Origin of the sequence: Xylanibacillus composti, from assembly GCF_018403685.1 — a bacterium.
GTDB lineage: Bacteria > Bacillota > Bacilli > Paenibacillales > K13 > Xylanibacillus > Xylanibacillus composti.
This window is the reverse complement of sequence record NZ_BOVK01000025.1, coordinates 15,132-29,798: the sequence shown is the minus strand read 5'-3', so window position 1 is coordinate 29,798 and position 14,667 is coordinate 15,132. Positions and strand designations below refer to the sequence as shown.

The window sequence follows — 14,667 nt, the reverse complement described above, 5'->3', positions numbered from 1 at the left end:
TTACTTCGCGCCGGACAAGATTTGGCGAAGCACCGTTTGCAGGATGCCGCCATTGCGGTAGTAGTCGATATCGACTGTGCTGTCCAAACGAACGACGCAATCGAAATCGAAGGTGCTGCCGTCTTCGCGCGTAGCGGTAACTTTAATTGTCTGGCCAGGCTTGATGTCGTTGCTCAGGCCCTGGAAGTCAAAGCTTTCCTTGCCGGTAATGCCAAGCTGCTTCCAGCCAGTGCCCTCTGCGAACTGCAGCGGAAGCACGCCCATGCCGACGAGGTTCGAGCGGTGAATCCGTTCGAAGCTTTCCGCGATCACGGCTTTCACGCCGAGCAGGAAGGTTCCCTTGGCTGCCCAGTCGCGGGAGCTGCCTGTACCGTACTCTTTGCCGGCCAGAACAACTAGCGGCGTGCCGGCTTCTTGATATTTCATCGATGCATCGTAAATCGACATCACTTCGCCAGTCGGCAAGTAAGTCGTTACGCCGCCTTCTGTTCCCGGCGCAAGCTGGTTGCGAATCCGGATGTTGGCGAAGGTGCCGCGCATCATGACTTCATGGTTGCCCCGGCGGGAGCCGTAGGAGTTGAAGTCCTTCTTGTCCACGCCGTTCGAGGTCAAGTACTCGCCAGCCGGGCTGTCCACCTTGATGTTGCCCGCAGGAGAGATATGGTCTGTTGTAACAGAGTCGCCCATCAGCGCCAGCGCCTTCGCGCCCTTGATCTCTGCGATATCGCCAGGCTCCAGGCCAAGACCTTCGAAGAACGGAGGCTCTTGGATGTAGGTGGATTTCTCATCCCACTCGTACAGCTGGCCTTCTGGTACAGGAATCTCGTTCCAGCGTTGGTTGGCGCGGAAGACGTCCTTGTACTTGTCTGCGAACAGCTCAGGGCTCATGGCGCCAGCAATAGCGTCGCGCACTTCCTGAGAGGACGGCCAGATGTCTTTCAGATAGACAGGCTGGTTGTCCTTGTCATAGCCGATCGGATCGTTGGCAAGATCGATGTTGACCGTTCCCGCCAGCGCGTAGGCTACAACGAGCGGAGGAGAAGCGAGATAGTTCGCCTTCACCTGTGCGTGGACGCGTCCTTCGAAGTTCCGGTTGCCGCTCAAGACGGAAGCGACAGTCAGATCGCTGTCAGCGATTGCCTGGCTGACTTCATCCGGAAGCGGACCGCTGTTGCCGATACAAGTCGCGCAGCCGTAACCGGCAACGTGGAAGCCTAGGGCTTCAAGCGGCTCGATCAGGCCGGATTTCTTCAAGTACTCGGTCACGACGAGGGAACCAGGCGTCAAGCTGCTCTTCACGTAAGCAGGCTTGGTTAAGCCCTTCTCCACCGCTTTCTTGGCTACGAGACCAGCGCCAAGCATAACGCTCGGGTTGGATGTATTCGTACAGCTCGTAATCGCTGCGATGACAACAGCGCCAGTAGTAAGCTTAGTTGTTTCGCCGTTCGGATGCTTCACTTCCACGCTTTCGGCGATCTTCTCTTCGCTCAAGCCGTATCCGCCCTTGTCGATCGGGGTGCGGATGATGGAGTTGAACGCTTCCTTCATATTGGTCAGCTCGATGCGGTCCTGCGGACGCTTCGGGCCGGAGAGGCTCGGAACGACAGTGGACAGGTCCAGCTCGATCGTATCGGAGAATACCGGGTCCGGGGTATCGTCCGTACGGAACATGCCCTGAGCCTTGTAGTATTCTTCCACTAGCGCGACCTGCTCTTCGCTGCGGTTCGTGCCGCGGAGATAGTTCAGGGTTTCGTTATCGACCGGGAAGAAGCCTACGGTCGCGCCGTATTCCGGAGCCATGTTGGCAACGGTTGCGCGGTCTGCCAGCGTGATGTTGCTCAGGCCGGAGCCGTAGAATTCAACGAACTTGCCGACAACGCCCTTCTTGCGGAGCATCTCGGTAACCGTCAGCGCAAGGTCAGTCGCAGTAGCGCCTTCCGCCAGGCTTCCGGTCAGCTTGAAGCCAATGACATCCGGAGTGACGAAATAAAGCGGCTGGCCAAGCATGCCCGCTTCGGCCTCAATACCGCCGACGCCCCAGCCGACTACGCCGAGACCGTTAATCATAGTTGTATGGGAGTCTGTACCTACGAGAGAGTCCGGATAGACGAAGGTTTCGCCGTCGACTGTCTTCGTAGCGGCAACGGAGGCCAGATACTCCAGGTTAACCTGATGGACAATACCAGTTGCCGGCGGCACAGCACGGAAATTATCGAATGCCGTTTGCGCCCAGCGCAGGAAACGATAGCGTTCTTCGTTGCGCTGGAATTCAAGATTCATATTGGTAGCCAGCGCATCCGGGGAACCGAAAGCATCGACCATAACAGAGTGGTCAATAACGAGATCGACAGGCACAAGAGGGTTGATGCGCTTCGGATCTCCACCCGCACGCTCGGTTGTAGCGCGCATAGCCGCCAGGTCGACAACGACAGGCACGCCTGTAAAGTCCTGCAGCACGATGCGCGCAGGAATAAACGGAATTTCCTTGTTCTTGCCCGCGCCGTTCGCCCAGTTGGCGATTTGATTCACATGCTCTTCCGTAATCGCTCTGCCGTCGAATTGACGGACGGCTGCTTCCAACAGCACCTTGATCGAGAAGGGAAGACGGGAAATGGCCTCATACCCTTGGTTCGCCAAGTCCGGCAGGGAGTAGTAGGTTACGGTTTTTCCGCCAGCATTCAGCTGTTTGCGTACGGAAAAATGATCTTTTGTACTCATTATGTTTCCGCCTCCTTGCTTAGTTTCATCTGGTGAAACCCGATTTCATATTTCTCAGCAATACAAGTATACTCTTTTCGCTTCGGTTGGTAAAGGTCTTTTTTCCCCTCATGAACGGTTCTGTTTCTTCATATAGTAGTGAAGATGAAATCGTCAATCTTCTGCGGCTGCCGGGCGCTTTTGGGCCGGGGCCGTACCGGGGGGATTCGGATGGCAGAGCAATGGAAACAAGTGCTTCGGGACTACGCAGAGGCCCGCAATCGGATGCTGTGCGAAAATCGCGCAGAGCCATTGTCCGCCGTCTGCGGTGACAGCGTCTACAGACGGAAGCAGGAGAAGCGATTGCATTATAGGGCGGAGCGCGACAAGCAGCGGCTGGTTGAACCGGTGGAAGCGGAGACGCGCCTGCGTATTGAAGATATATTCGCACAGGATGAACGGCTGGCTGCTCAGATAGCTCTGCGCAGCTGTATCACATACAAGCAATCCGGCCAGGGATTCCGGGATGAGCGGGTTGAACGGGAACGGGTGGTGCTGTCCCGCTCGGGAGGAATCTGGCAGATTGCGCGCGTTACACCGATGGAGGTGGAACGGAGGGCTCCGCTTCCTTCTCCCGGGGTAGCGCAAAAGCCCAAGGAAAAGGCGGGCAGCACGCCTTATCTGAATCAAGCTGTCCTTTCCTCTCAGACGAGGAGCAAGCCGTACGACCGACGCAAGGTCTTGGAATATGCAGATTTGTGGTGGGATCAGCATAATCCGGAATTCCGGGCATTCGACGTTGATTGCACTAATTATGTTTCCCAGTGCCTCTATGCAGGCGGGGCGCCCATGAATTATACTGGCAATAGGGCTTCTGGCTGGTGGTATAAGCATGCCGGCGGCAGCGGCGACCAGTGGAGCTTCAGCTGGTCTGTCTCCAACAGCCTGCGCTGGTATCTGGGCACAGCGAAGAGCGGCTTGCGCGCTGACATCGTCGAGGAAGCTTCCCAGCTTGAAGTGGGCGATGTCATCATCTACGACTGGGACGGCGATGGGCGGTTTCAGCATAGTACGATCGTCACCGGGTTCGATGCTCAGGGCATGCCGCTGGTGAATGCGCACACGGTCAACAGCAGGCGCCGCTACTGGGATTATCGCGATTCCTATGCATGGTCGGAAGCAACGCGATATGTATTCTGCCATATACCGGACACTTTGTGAGTCTGGATGCTTTACATGCATGAACAGATGCCTTCATAGGATGTCGTGTTCTTGGAAAAATATACTTACCCGGAGGACTGTAGAATGAACAATAAGCTTAAAGTCGGTCTCGTGTACGGCGGCAAATCCGGCGAGCATGATGTGTCCTTGCAAACGGCGCTTGCTGTCATTCAGGCGTTCGACTTTGAAAAGTATGAGATAAAGCCATTTTATATTACAAAGCAAGGGGAATGGGTATCCGGTAAGAGGATCACAGAACGCATCGCGACCAAGGAACAGCTGTTGCTGCAAGGGGAAGGCGTTGGCGAGGGCGGTGGTTCTTCGGCAGTGGCGCTCGCCCCTATTTTCGGCGCGCAGTCGCTCGCAGAGTCGCAGGCAGATGCTACCGGAGGGGAGAGAATTGATGTCATATTTCCTTTGCTTCACGGTACGTTCGGAGAGGACGGCACGATTCAGGGCTTGATGGAGATGGCCAACATTCCTTATGTGGGAGCGGGCGTGCTGGCATCGGCAGCGGGCATGGATAAGGTGATCATGAAGAAGCTGTTCGCCGAGGCGGGACTTGCGCAATGCATGTATCGCTACTTCACCCGTCACCAGTGGAAGAAGGACGCCTCTTTTTATATTACGGAAATCGAGGTTACGCTCGGCTATCCTTGCTTCGTGAAGCCGGCCAATCTCGGCTCGAGCGTGGGCATCTCCAAGGCCAAGAACCGCGAGGAGCTGATTGCGGCCATTGAAGAGGCGCTGCGCTTCGACCGCAAGATTATCGTGGAAGAGCTCGTTGAGGGCAGGGAAATTGAAGTAGCCATTCTGGGCAATGACGAGCCCATGGCATCTGTACCGGGTGAAGTTGTTTCATCCAGCGACTTCTATGATTACCGGGCGAAGTATGTCGACGGCAAGTCGGCCATGGTTATTCCGGCGGATATTCCCGAGGGCCGGAAGGAGGAAGTGCGCGAGCTGGCCTTGCGCGCATTCGAAGCGATTGACGGAAGCGGCTTGTCGCGTGTCGATTTCTTTATGCGGGAGCATGACGGCCGGTTCCTGATTAATGAAATCAATACAATGCCCGGCTTTACCCCGTACAGCATGTATCCGTTGCTTTGGAAGGAGAGCGGGAAGAATTATCAGGAGCTGCTCGATGATTTGATTCGTCTGGCCATGGAACGGTATAATGAGAAGCAACAAAACCAGTATGTCTTCGATATCTAAGACGACAGCTGTGTGACAGACCAAAGCACGAAGCAGAGGTGACGCACATGGGTTTCGAAACAGAATTCAATTCCGTATGCAAGTTCAAGTCGGAGAAGGAACTGGACGATCTTCTCGAGTACGGGAAGACCGCCATGCTGAAGAGCGGCTTCCGCGTGTACCCGACGGGGCAGAAGTGCATTGCCTATACGCCGGACAATCAGGCGGTTGCGATTGTGAAGATCACGGCTTCTATAGCGGAAATCACCTTTCAGGGCGAGGAAATGACCAAGGTGGAGATGGATCTCGTCCGCAAGCTGACAGAGGAAGAAGCCCGCATTCAGACTGCCTTGGCTGAGGAAATGTTTTTTGGCGAGCACAAGGGTTGAAGGGATTGAGAGTGAGGAAGGCGGCGTCGAGCCGTTATTCTCCTCTCTTGACAATTCTAACTGTTACTAGTATTATCACAGATAAGCAGACGTCAGGAACGCTATTCCGCGCATCTGGTTTTTCAGAAATGGAGAACGAAAGCATGAACAGTGAATTTACGGTGGCCGTTCATGGGTTGGTCCTGCTAGCCCAGCGCCCTGACCGCATGGCGACAAGCGACATGATCGCTTGCAGTGTGAATACGCACTCCGCGCGGGTTCGACGGGTAATGGGATGGTTGAAGAAATCTGGCATGATTTCGACGAAGGAAGGCATTGGCGGAGGATATGTGCTCATGGGAGATCCGGAGGAGATTACTTTGGCCCACGTGTACAGGATACTGGCTATGGGCTCCGTTGTGCCGAGCTGGAAGTCGGGCGGAGCGGACCCGGATTGCATGGTCGCCACGCACATGGAAGATGTCATGAGTGAGGTGTTCCGGGATACCGAGATGCAGATGATGAAGCATCTGGATCGCGTCACGATCGCAGATTTGCTGGATCAAGTCAGGAAAGCCGCAGACGGCTCAAAGAAAAGACCCAAATAGCTGTTTCAAAAAAAACGCACTGAACATGCAGCGGATTTCCGGGCTAACTGTTACTATAACAGTCACAATGTAGGGCGGCGTCATTTGTCCGTCCGAATAAAAATAAAGGAGTGGTTCCCTTATGGCAGCAACAGTTATCCACACAAGCAACTTGCAGGAAACGGTCAAGGAAGGCGTGGCTTTGGTTGACTTCTGGGCCCCCTGGTGCGGGCCTTGCAAAGTACAGCTCCCGATTGTGGAAGAATTGTCCGAGGAGCTGGCGGGTCAAGCCGTTATCGGCAAAGTGAACGTAGATGAAGAGGGCGAGCTTGCCAGCCAATTCGGCATTTCCAGCATCCCAACCCTGATTTTGTTCAAGGACGGACAGCCGGTAGAAAAAATGGTCGGCCTGCAAAGCAAGGACAGCCTGAAAGCAAAAATCGCCCGCTACAGCAATTGAATAGCATAGCGAAAAGCCCTCGCCCACCCGCTTGCGGATGGAGCGGGGTTTTTTTGTCTCGTTTCGCGCGCAAGGGGAATTGTAAAGGAAACGGACTTCTCTTTTTCTGTTATCCATGTTAAAATTTTCGCAACCTTCGACAAAGTTAGATCGTATACCTTATTAGGAATATATTCCCACACCTTGCGCGTAAGGATGAGTGGAAAGGAGTTTGACGTATGCTGGAGCTGTACTGGGGATGTCTGATATTCGGCGTATTGTTCGTGCTCGTTTCCGTAGTGCTTGGCGACCTGATTGGCAGTTGGTTCGATGGAGCGCTGGAGTTTTTGTCGCTGGATGCCCCGGATTTCATCCATCCGATGACCATCGTGGGCGGATTGACGGTGTTCGGCGGTGCCGGAGTGCTCTTGACGCAGTACGCGCCCCTTGCCGTATGGCAGACGGCGGTCGTCTCCCTGACTGCGGCTGTACTCAGCTCCACAGTGGTCTTTTGGGCCTACGTCAGATCTATGAAGCAGGCAGAAAATTCGCTGGCGTACACGATGAGCGAGCTGGAAGGCAAGATTGGAGAGGTGAACATTCCAATCCCTGCGGGAGGCTTTGGCGAAGTGAAGGTGCAGCTTGGCACGAGCACCGTTTACGAGATTGCTTCCGGCTTCGACGGAACTGAGCATGCCACAGGCAGCAAGGTGATTGTCGTCGAAGTGCGCGATGGTGTTCTGCTTGTTGCCGATTTTGCCCAGTCGATGCAGCTGGAATGAAGCGTCGGGCAGGCATCGCCAAGGCCAGACAGCATCCGGGAAGCGTTATTATTCGATGTAAGGCGGAAGCATGACGGAAGGAAAATCATGATGAGGAGGAGCTTATGGAGACTATGGGAATTCCGTTTATTGTGATGGCGGTTATCGTACTGCTGGGGGTAGCGTTCTGGGCCCGATACAAGACGGTAAGCGCAGATCAAGCCATGGTGGTGACCGGTTCATTCCTGGGCAGCAAGCATACGGTTGTGGATGATACCGGACGGCGAATTAAAATTGTGCGCGGCGGGGGAGCTTTTATTCTCCCGATCTTCCAGAAGGCAGAGTTTTTGTCGCTCTTGTCAAGCAAGCTGGACGTATCTACGCCCGAGGTTTACACGGAGCAAGGCGTGCCGATTATGACAGACGGGGTCGCCATTATTAAGATAGGCGGTGCGGTCGAGGATATTGCCACTGCGGCAGAGCAGTTCCTTGGCAAGCCGACCGAAGCGTTGAAGGCAGAAGCGCAAGAAGTGCTGGAAGGCCACTTGCGGGCGATTCTTGGATCGATGACGGTAGAAGAGATTTACCGCAACCGCGACAAGTTCGCTCAGGAGGTGCAGGCAGTCGCCGCGCGGGACTTGAAGAAGATGGGCCTGCAGATCGTTTCGTTCACAATCAAGGATGTCCGCGACAAGCATGGCTATCTGGATGCGCTTGGCAAGCCGAGAATTGCTGCGGTGAAGCGGGACGCGGAGATCGCCGAAGCAGACGCAGTGCGTGACGCGCGTATTCAGAAGGCGCGCGCGGAAGAGGAAGGGCAGAAGGCGGAGCTGCTTCGCGATACGAATATTGCCGAAGCGTCGAAGGAGAAGGAATTGAAGGTTGCTTCTTTCAAGCGCGAGCAGGATCAGGCGAAGGCAGAGGCCGACCAGGCCTACCATATTCAAGAGGCGCGTTCCAAGCAGCAGGTAACGGAAGAACAGATGAAGATAGAGCTCGTGCGCAAGCAGAAGGAGATTGAGCTGGAGGAGAAGGAAATCCAGCGGCGCGAACGGCAGTACGACGCAGAGGTCAAGAAGAAAGCGGATGCCGATCGTTACGCAGTCGAGCAGGCGGCTGAAGCGGAGAAAGCCCGCCGCATGCGCGAGGCCGACGCAGAGCAGTACAAGATCGAAGCGGAAGCTAAAGCCGTAGCAGAACAGAAACGGCTGGACGGTCTGGCGCAAGCGGAAGCCGAGAAGGCCAAGGGTACTGCAGAAGCGGAAGTCATTCGCTCCAAAGGCTTGGCTGAAGCAGAGGCGAAGGAGAAGCTGGCCGAAGCGTTCGCGAAGTACGGGGATGCTGCCGTGCTGGACATTATTGTGAAGATGCTGCCTGAGCTGGCTGGACGCGTAGCCGAGCCGATCAAGGGCATCGACAAGCTGACAGTCGTCGATACCGGGAACGGCGAAGGCGCCGCACGCGTCAGCAATTACGTGACCTCGCTGATGGCGACCGCTCCGGAAATGCTGAAAAATGTATCGGGCATCGATATCGAAGGACTCATGAAAAATTTGGCATCAAAAGGGAACAAGCAGGCGCCTGCATGGAAGGAAGCGAAGCATGAAATTGCAGCGGGTAGTTCGTCCGCCTCTTCCGGGCAGGACCTGGAAGTTCTGCGGCCTTCATCGGATGTGCAGACAGATGCTTCCGAATAGGAAGCGGACAGTCTAGACAAGACCTGGCAGGAAATGAAACCATCTTCACGGTTCTGCGTAATGCTTAGTAATGAACACCAGAATTCAATCTTTGAGGAGGATATTCAAACATGAGTATTTTTAAGAGAATTCGGGATATTTCTGTAGCGGCCATCAACGACTTGATCGACAAGGCGGAGGACCCGGTCAAGCTTTTGAATCAGTACTTGCGCGACATGGAGGACGACATTGCCGATGCGGAAGTCGCGGTAGCGAAGCAGATCGCTGTCGAGAAGCGTCTGAAGCATCAGTTCGAAGAAGCGCAGGAAATGGTTGAGAAGCGCCACCAGCAGGCGATGAAAGCTTTGGAAGCAGGCAATGAGGACTTGGCGCGCCGTGCGCTGCAAGACAAGAAGAGCCATCAAGCGAAAGCGGAAGATTTCGAGCAGCAGCATGCGAATGCGAAATCGAATGCGGACCAGCTCCGCAAGCAATTGCAGGAGATGAAAGCCGAGTTCGAAAAGATGAAGAACCGCAAGGACTCGCTGGTTGCGCGTGCGGAGGCGGCGAAGGCGCAGAAGCAGATCAACCGCACGATGTCCGGCTTCGGCAAGGACACTGGCGCCAAGGGTTTCGACCGCATGAGCGAGAAGGTCATGCAGCTCGAAGCGGAGGCAGAGGCGAGCAGAGAGCTGAGATCAAGCAGCACATCGCTTGACGATGAGCTGGCTGCTCTCGACAAGGACAATGTAGACGATGATTTGGCCGCCCTGCGAGCTGAATTGGATAGCAAGAAGGCGGGCAACTAATCTTCTAGCCAATCATTTGGCGTCGCACGATTTGCCGGCAGTGACAACACACCCTTGCCTGCCGAACAAAAAAACAACTCTCAGAGCAATTTGCCGAGAGTTGTTTTTTTTATGTCTTGAACAGGCTGGTCATCCATAAACCCGCACCGCTAAGCCGTGACCGGGGGAGTTGAATGACAGCTAGTCCCTAGGAGCAGAACGGGACCGCTTGCGGCGGCGCCTGTCCCGCACAATGCCTGCGAGAAAGGCCGGGCAGCTTCTGATCGAGCGCGCAAAGTGTCTGCCGCGGCGTGCGAAGAAGAACAATCGCTCGAATACAGTGCCTTTGATCCAGGCCGGCGAATGACGGATGCGCGCAGCGTAATCATCGAGGGCGGCGTCCGCGCCTACACAGAGCGGCACATTCAATTCGTGCATACAGTTGTGCAGCCACAGTTCCCTTTCGGGAGAAGGAAGGGCGACAAACAAAATATCCGAGCCGCTTCGGGCAATGGCATGCAGAGCGTTCGTTTCTTCATGCGAATGCAGCCATACGGATATGGCGCCCGACACCTGCAGATACGGGTAAAAAAGACGGATATACAGCTCCGCGCTCTGCAGCAGTTCCGGCTCTTCTCCTACCAAAAAAATGCGGTATCGGCTCTGGTTGGCCAAGGCGAGCAGCTTGTCTACCAGTTCAATCTGGGTAACCCGTTCCGGCACCGGAATGCCATGCAGGCGGGAAGCGAGCACAACAGCATGGTCTCCGGCGCAGATCATCGGAGAAGCGTTCACAATGTCGCGCAACTCGGCGCTGCGCTGCAGTCTGACCAGAAGCTCGGTGCCGGCAACAATGAGCTGTGCCGCTGTCCGATGCTGGATGGAGGAATGTGCCCATTCCACAATCTCTTGCACAGAGAGAGCATGCAGATAGGTCGAATGAAAAGGATAGCGCTTGGGAGAATGGATCGGATTCATGCCGGGATGCCATCCTTCCCCTTGCAGATGAAATGTTGCGATACGCAAACGGAGGGTTGTTCGTTGGTGCTGGCGCTCATACCCACACTTCCTTTACATAGCGAATGATGTTGGAGGGTGGTGGGTGCGCCACTCGCTCGACAAATTCCAGGCGCCCATGTCGGAATTTGCTTCATTGCTTCACCAGAGGAAACAAAACTAGATTGGAACTGAATAAAACGTTTTCAAGAAAAAGAATTTGTCTCATTATAGCATGAAACGGGAGGCCTTGTAAAACGATGAACAGAGTAGGGAAAGACATCAGGCGGGGTTCATGGCAAGCCGTTCGGGACACAATATTTGACATCAAGAGACAGGAGGGAAATGGCTATGATTGTCCGCTTTGGGTATGTCGCGATGTCGGTTGAGGTAAAAAATGCGTCGCCTTCCAAGACGATGACTGCTACCCAGTTCGCCAAGCTGGCGGACAGGGAGGCAGCGATTCGCAAGCTGGAACGAATCGCTGCTGAGAACCTGCATAATACACTTCGGCTGCTGCGTCACAATAAGGCGCATGACATCAAGCTGTACCGATTTTCGTCCAAGCTGATTCCGCTAATCGGGCATGAGATGCTGGCGGATTGGGACCCATTCCCGCAGCTGGAGGAGTCCTTTCGGGAGGTTGGAGATTACGTTAAGGAGAATGGCATGCGGGTGAGCTTTCACCCGGACCATTTCACAGTGCTCAGCACGCCGCGCGAGGAAGTGCTGGCCCATTCCATTGCTGATCTGGACAGGCACGTACGCATGCTGGAGGCGATGGGATTGACGAAGGAAGCCAAGTGCAACATTCATATCGGAGGCTCTTACGGGAGCAAGGATAAGGCAATGGCCCGCTTTGCCGCCAATGTCAAGGCGCTGCCTGCGCGCATTCGGGAAAGGCTGATGTTTGAGAACGATGATAAGACATTCACGGCCAGGGAGACGCTGCAGGCTTGCCAGGAGCTGGGCGTTCCGATGGTGCTGGACGTTCATCATCATGCCGTGAACAACGAGGGGGAAGACATGGAGGAGCTGTGGCCCGCAATCGCCGCAACGTGGAAGGAAACAGGCCTTCCCCCCAAGATTCACGTGTCCAGTCCCAGGAGTGACAAGGATCCAAGGGGACATGCCGATTATGTGAACGCGGCTGAACTGGCCGCAGCTTTGCGCGGAATCGGGCCGCATTCGCCCGAGCTGGATGTCATGATTGAAGCGAAGCGCAAGGACGGGGCTTTATTTCAGCTGATGAAGGACTTGGCGGATTTCTCTGAAGCGGAACCCGTCAATCAGGCATCGATTGTGTGGAAATAAGTTCATTCAAAAGAATCGGTTCAGCGAAACGCTGCGAGGGGGAGAAGAGGAAGAAAAGTCGAACGAGTGGAAATGTTCGAAAAATACCTTTACGGTCTCAAGGGGGTGTGATAATATGAACGAAAATGAACTATAACGAACATAAAAGGGAGGATAAACGGATGCAAGTCAGACATGCAACCAATCCGACGGACTTCAAGACTTATACAACGGAGCGAATTCGGCAGGATTTCTTGATCGAGGAGCTGTTTCAAGCGGATGCTATCCAGATGGTGTACACCCACTACGACCGGATGGTGATAGGGGGCTGTGTGCCTGTCAGCAAGGCGCTGCAGCTCGCGGCAGACGAAACCTGGAAGACGGGCTCTTTCCTGGAACGGCGGGAGGCTGGCTTCGTGAACATCGGCGGTCCGGCCATCCTTGCAGTGGACGGTGAAGCCTACGAGCTGCAGAAGCTTGATGCGCTCTATGTTGGACGCGGCGCTACAAGCGTGGAGTTGGCCAGCGCAGATTCGTCCGATCCGGCGAAGCTGTACTTCACTTCCGCACTGGCGCATGCAAGCCTGCCGACTGTCAAAATCTCCATCGACAAGGCGAATCCGATGCATATGGGATCGCTGGATACATCGAATGAACGCACTATTTACCAATACATTCACGCAGATGGCGTGCAAAGCTGCCAGCTGATGCTGGGCATCACGCTGCTGAAGCCGGGCAGCATCTGGAATACAATGCCGCCTCATCTCCATGATCGGAGGATGGAGGCTTACTTGTATTTCAACATGGAAGAGGATACCCGTGTGTTTCACTTGATGGGCGAGCCGAATGAAACCCGTCATATTGTTGTGAAAAATGAGCAGGCAGTCCTTTCGCCGCCGTGGTCGATCCATTCCGGAGCAGGGACTGCAAGCTATTCCTTCATATGGGCGATGGCGGGAGAAAATTATACCTTCAAGGATATGGACCCGGTGCCGATGAATACGTTGAAGTAAGCAACAGGGAGGAACGGGTCTATGCTGGCCGTAGAGAGGCAACGAATTATATTGGATAAGCTGCAGCGTCAAGGCGCCGTGAAGGTGTCTGACCTCAGCACAGAGCTGCAGGTGACCGAGAAGACGGTTCGGGAGGACCTGGAGAAGCTCGAACGGAGCGGTCACCTTAAGCGCATTCATGGGGGAGCTGTGCAGCCGACGGAGGAGAACAGCCAGCTGCTGACATTGCAAATTCCGAATACGCGATGTATGCAGGAGAAGGCGGAGATTGCCGAAGCTGCCATCGGGCTTATACGCAAGGGTGATATTATCGCGCTGGACGGCGGCAGCACCACGTTGGAAATTGCCAAGCGACTGGCGAACGAAGAGCTGACCGTGCTGACGAATGATGTGATGATCATACGCGAGCTTGCCGTGAAGGAACAGATTCGGCTCATTGTGCCGGGCGGGTATCGCCGTCATAATCACTTGATCGGTACGCACAATCTGGACTGGATCAGGAGCATGAATGTGCAGAAGGCTTTCCTGTCTGCGACCGGCATCCATCCGGAATATGGATTGACGGTTTTTATCGATGATCTGATTGAGCAGAAGAAGGCTTGGGTTGCTTGTGCGCAAACGGTGTATTGTGTAGCGGATCACAGCAAGTTCGACAAGGCGGCGCTCGTCACCTTTGCCGATTTGGATGAAGTTGACCTGTTTCTGACGGACAGCGGTATCGCACCGGAGGTTTTGGAAACATACAAGGCGGGCGGAGTTCAGATTCAAGCTGCGGGCAAGGAGGAATGAACGGGAATGAACTGGTTTGATTTAACGGGGAAAACCGCGATCGTGACGGGTGCGGGACGGGGACTCGGCAAAGCGATAGCGGCAGGCTTGGCGCAGGCGGGAGCAGATGTGGCGCTGGTCACTTCGCGCACCTCTGCGGAACAGACGAAGCAGCTGGTGGAACAGCATGGCAGGCGGGCGCATATCGTCCAATGCGATGTCAGTGATCGCGATCAGCTGCCGTTGCTCATTGCGGAAGTGAAGCGGGTGTTCGGACGCATCGATATTTTGGTCAACAATGCAGGCGTCATTCGGCGCACGCCGGCGGCTGAGCATGCGTACGAGGATTGGCAGGACGTGCTGGATGTCAATTTGAATGCCGTTTTTGTGCTTTGCCAGCTGGCTGGCAGGGAGATGCTTGCGCAAGGCAGCGGCAAGATCATCAATATCGCCTCCATGCTTTCCTTCCAGGGAGGGATTACCGTACCAGGCTATACTGCCAGCAAGCATGCGGTAGCCGGACTGACGAAAGCGTTCGCCAACGAATGGGCGGCCAAGGGCATTCAGGTGAACGCCATCGCTCCGGGATATATGAGCACGGACAACACTGCAGCGCTGCAGGCGGACGAGGCGCGCAATCGGCAAATTGTGGAGCGCATTCCTGCAGGCCGTTGGGGCGAGCCTGAGGATCTTGCCGGTCCGGTGGTCTTCCTGGCCTCTTCCGCTTCCGATTATATGAGCGGCCATGTGCTTTGCGTCGATGGCGGCTGGATGGTGCGGTAGGAAGGCGCGGAAGGCCCAACCGCGAAGCGGTTTCCAAAACAGGCTGAAACCTTATAGCAATTCCCACGTATATTCAGTAGAAT

Annotated in this window: 14 protein-coding genes; 12 read left to right on the top strand and 2 right to left on the bottom strand. The window is 55.0% G+C overall.

All coding sequences use genetic code 11. The features are described 5' to 3' along the window. Entirely contained in the window at nucleotides 1–2,718 is a 2,718-nt protein-coding gene (gene acnA, locus XYCOK13_RS09945; protein WP_280520893.1) for an aconitate hydratase AcnA, read from the bottom strand. 210 nt (nucleotides 2,719–2,928) lie between these two features. On the opposite strand from acnA, the gene XYCOK13_RS09940 reads away from it, so the two are divergent. The 8 genes from XYCOK13_RS09940 (at nucleotide 2,929) to XYCOK13_RS09905 (ending at nucleotide 9,752) form a co-directional block, all read left to right on the top strand. After that, nucleotides 2,929–3,918, top strand: coding sequence for an amidase domain-containing protein (locus XYCOK13_RS09940; protein WP_213411993.1), 990 nt, complete (start codon nucleotides 2,929–2,931; stop codon nucleotides 3,916–3,918). Between the two features lie 84 nt (nucleotides 3,919–4,002). After that, nucleotides 4,003–5,133, top strand: a complete 1,131-nt coding sequence (locus XYCOK13_RS09935; protein ID WP_213411992.1) for a D-alanine--D-alanine ligase — start codon at nucleotides 4,003–4,005, stop codon at nucleotides 5,131–5,133. Between the two features lie 47 nt (nucleotides 5,134–5,180). Next, nucleotides 5,181–5,501, top strand: a complete 321-nt coding sequence (locus tag XYCOK13_RS09930) for a hypothetical protein (RefSeq protein ID WP_213411991.1) — start codon at nucleotides 5,181–5,183, stop codon at nucleotides 5,499–5,501. A 143-nt stretch (nucleotides 5,502–5,644) separates the two neighbouring features. After that, nucleotides 5,645–6,088, top strand: coding sequence for an RrF2 family transcriptional regulator (locus XYCOK13_RS09925; protein ID WP_213411990.1), 444 nt, complete (start codon nucleotides 5,645–5,647; stop codon nucleotides 6,086–6,088). A 121-nt stretch (nucleotides 6,089–6,209) separates the two neighbouring features. Continuing rightward, nucleotides 6,210–6,527: a thioredoxin gene (trxA, locus tag XYCOK13_RS09920; RefSeq protein WP_213411989.1), complete on the top strand. Its 318-nt coding sequence runs from the start codon at nucleotides 6,210–6,212 to the stop codon at nucleotides 6,525–6,527. A gap of 218 nt (nucleotides 6,528–6,745) precedes the next feature. Continuing rightward, nucleotides 6,746–7,288 (top strand): NfeD family membrane protein, encoded by a 543-nt coding sequence (locus tag XYCOK13_RS09915; protein WP_213411988.1) that lies wholly within the window; start codon nucleotides 6,746–6,748, stop codon nucleotides 7,286–7,288. Nucleotides 7,289–7,392: 104 nt separating this feature from the next. Then, on the top strand, nucleotides 7,393–8,964 hold the full coding sequence (gene floT / locus XYCOK13_RS09910) for a flotillin lipid rafts scaffold protein FloT (protein ID WP_280520892.1): 1,572 nt from the start codon (nucleotides 7,393–7,395) through the stop codon (nucleotides 8,962–8,964). 110 nt (nucleotides 8,965–9,074) lie between these two features. After that, complete coding sequence (locus XYCOK13_RS09905) at nucleotides 9,075–9,752, top strand: PspA/IM30 family protein (RefSeq protein ID WP_213411987.1); 678 nt, start codon at nucleotides 9,075–9,077, stop codon at nucleotides 9,750–9,752. Between the two features lie 180 nt (nucleotides 9,753–9,932). Here the strand turns inward: XYCOK13_RS09905 and XYCOK13_RS09900 are convergent, their stop codons facing one another. After that, nucleotides 9,933–10,709: a WecB/TagA/CpsF family glycosyltransferase gene (locus XYCOK13_RS09900; protein ID WP_213411986.1), complete on the bottom strand. Its 777-nt coding sequence runs from the start codon at nucleotides 10,707–10,709 to the stop codon at nucleotides 9,933–9,935. Nucleotides 10,710–11,078: 369 nt separating this feature from the next. On the opposite strand from XYCOK13_RS09900, the gene uvsE reads away from it, so the two are divergent. From uvsE to kduD, 4 genes are all read left to right on the top strand, one after another. After that, on the top strand, nucleotides 11,079–12,041 hold the full coding sequence (uvsE, locus tag XYCOK13_RS09895; protein WP_213411985.1) for a UV DNA damage repair endonuclease UvsE: 963 nt from the start codon (nucleotides 11,079–11,081) through the stop codon (nucleotides 12,039–12,041). 161 nt (nucleotides 12,042–12,202) lie between these two features. Further along, nucleotides 12,203–13,033 carry a 5-dehydro-4-deoxy-D-glucuronate isomerase gene (gene kduI, locus XYCOK13_RS09890; RefSeq protein ID WP_213411984.1) on the top strand — a complete coding sequence of 277 codons (831 nt, stop codon included), beginning with the start codon at nucleotides 12,203–12,205 and terminating at the stop codon, nucleotides 13,031–13,033. 21 nt (nucleotides 13,034–13,054) lie between these two features. Next, nucleotides 13,055–13,822 carry a DeoR/GlpR family DNA-binding transcription regulator gene (locus tag XYCOK13_RS09885; RefSeq protein ID WP_213411983.1) on the top strand — a complete coding sequence of 256 codons (768 nt, stop codon included), beginning with the start codon at nucleotides 13,055–13,057 and terminating at the stop codon, nucleotides 13,820–13,822. Nucleotides 13,823–13,828: 6 nt separating this feature from the next. Then, nucleotides 13,829–14,584, top strand: a complete 756-nt coding sequence (kduD, locus tag XYCOK13_RS09880) for a 2-dehydro-3-deoxy-D-gluconate 5-dehydrogenase KduD (RefSeq protein ID WP_213411982.1) — start codon at nucleotides 13,829–13,831, stop codon at nucleotides 14,582–14,584. The last annotated feature ends 83 nt before the right edge of the window (nucleotides 14,585–14,667 follow it).

Bases quoted from the DNA above. Each gene is read 5' to 3' on its own strand.
- acnA (WP_280520893.1), bottom strand. From the start codon at position 2,718: ATGAGTACAAAAGATCATTTTTCCGTACGCAAACAGCTGAATGCTGGC.
- XYCOK13_RS09935 (WP_213411992.1), top strand. From the start codon at position 4,003: ATGAACAATAAGCTTAAAGTCGGTCTCGTGTACGGCGGCAAATCCGGC.
- trxA (WP_213411989.1), top strand. From the start codon at position 6,210: ATGGCAGCAACAGTTATCCACACAAGCAACTTGCAGGAAACGGTCAAG.
- uvsE (WP_213411985.1), top strand. From the start codon at position 11,079: ATGATTGTCCGCTTTGGGTATGTCGCGATGTCGGTTGAGGTAAAAAAT.
- kduI (WP_213411984.1), top strand. From the start codon at position 12,203: ATGCAAGTCAGACATGCAACCAATCCGACGGACTTCAAGACTTATACA.
- kduD (WP_213411982.1), top strand. From the start codon at position 13,829: ATGAACTGGTTTGATTTAACGGGGAAAACCGCGATCGTGACGGGTGCG.
- XYCOK13_RS09885 (WP_213411983.1), top strand. From the start codon at position 13,055: ATGCTGGCCGTAGAGAGGCAACGAATTATATTGGATAAGCTGCAGCGT.
- floT (WP_280520892.1), top strand. From the start codon at position 7,393: ATGGAGACTATGGGAATTCCGTTTATTGTGATGGCGGTTATCGTACTG.
- XYCOK13_RS09905 (WP_213411987.1), top strand. From the start codon at position 9,075: ATGAGTATTTTTAAGAGAATTCGGGATATTTCTGTAGCGGCCATCAAC.
- XYCOK13_RS09915 (WP_213411988.1), top strand. From the start codon at position 6,746: ATGCTGGAGCTGTACTGGGGATGTCTGATATTCGGCGTATTGTTCGTG.
- XYCOK13_RS09930 (WP_213411991.1), top strand. From the start codon at position 5,181: ATGGGTTTCGAAACAGAATTCAATTCCGTATGCAAGTTCAAGTCGGAG.
- XYCOK13_RS09940 (WP_213411993.1), top strand. From the start codon at position 2,929: ATGGCAGAGCAATGGAAACAAGTGCTTCGGGACTACGCAGAGGCCCGC.
- XYCOK13_RS09925 (WP_213411990.1), top strand. From the start codon at position 5,645: ATGAACAGTGAATTTACGGTGGCCGTTCATGGGTTGGTCCTGCTAGCC.
- XYCOK13_RS09900 (WP_213411986.1), bottom strand. From the start codon at position 10,709: ATGAATCCGATCCATTCTCCCAAGCGCTATCCTTTTCATTCGACCTAT.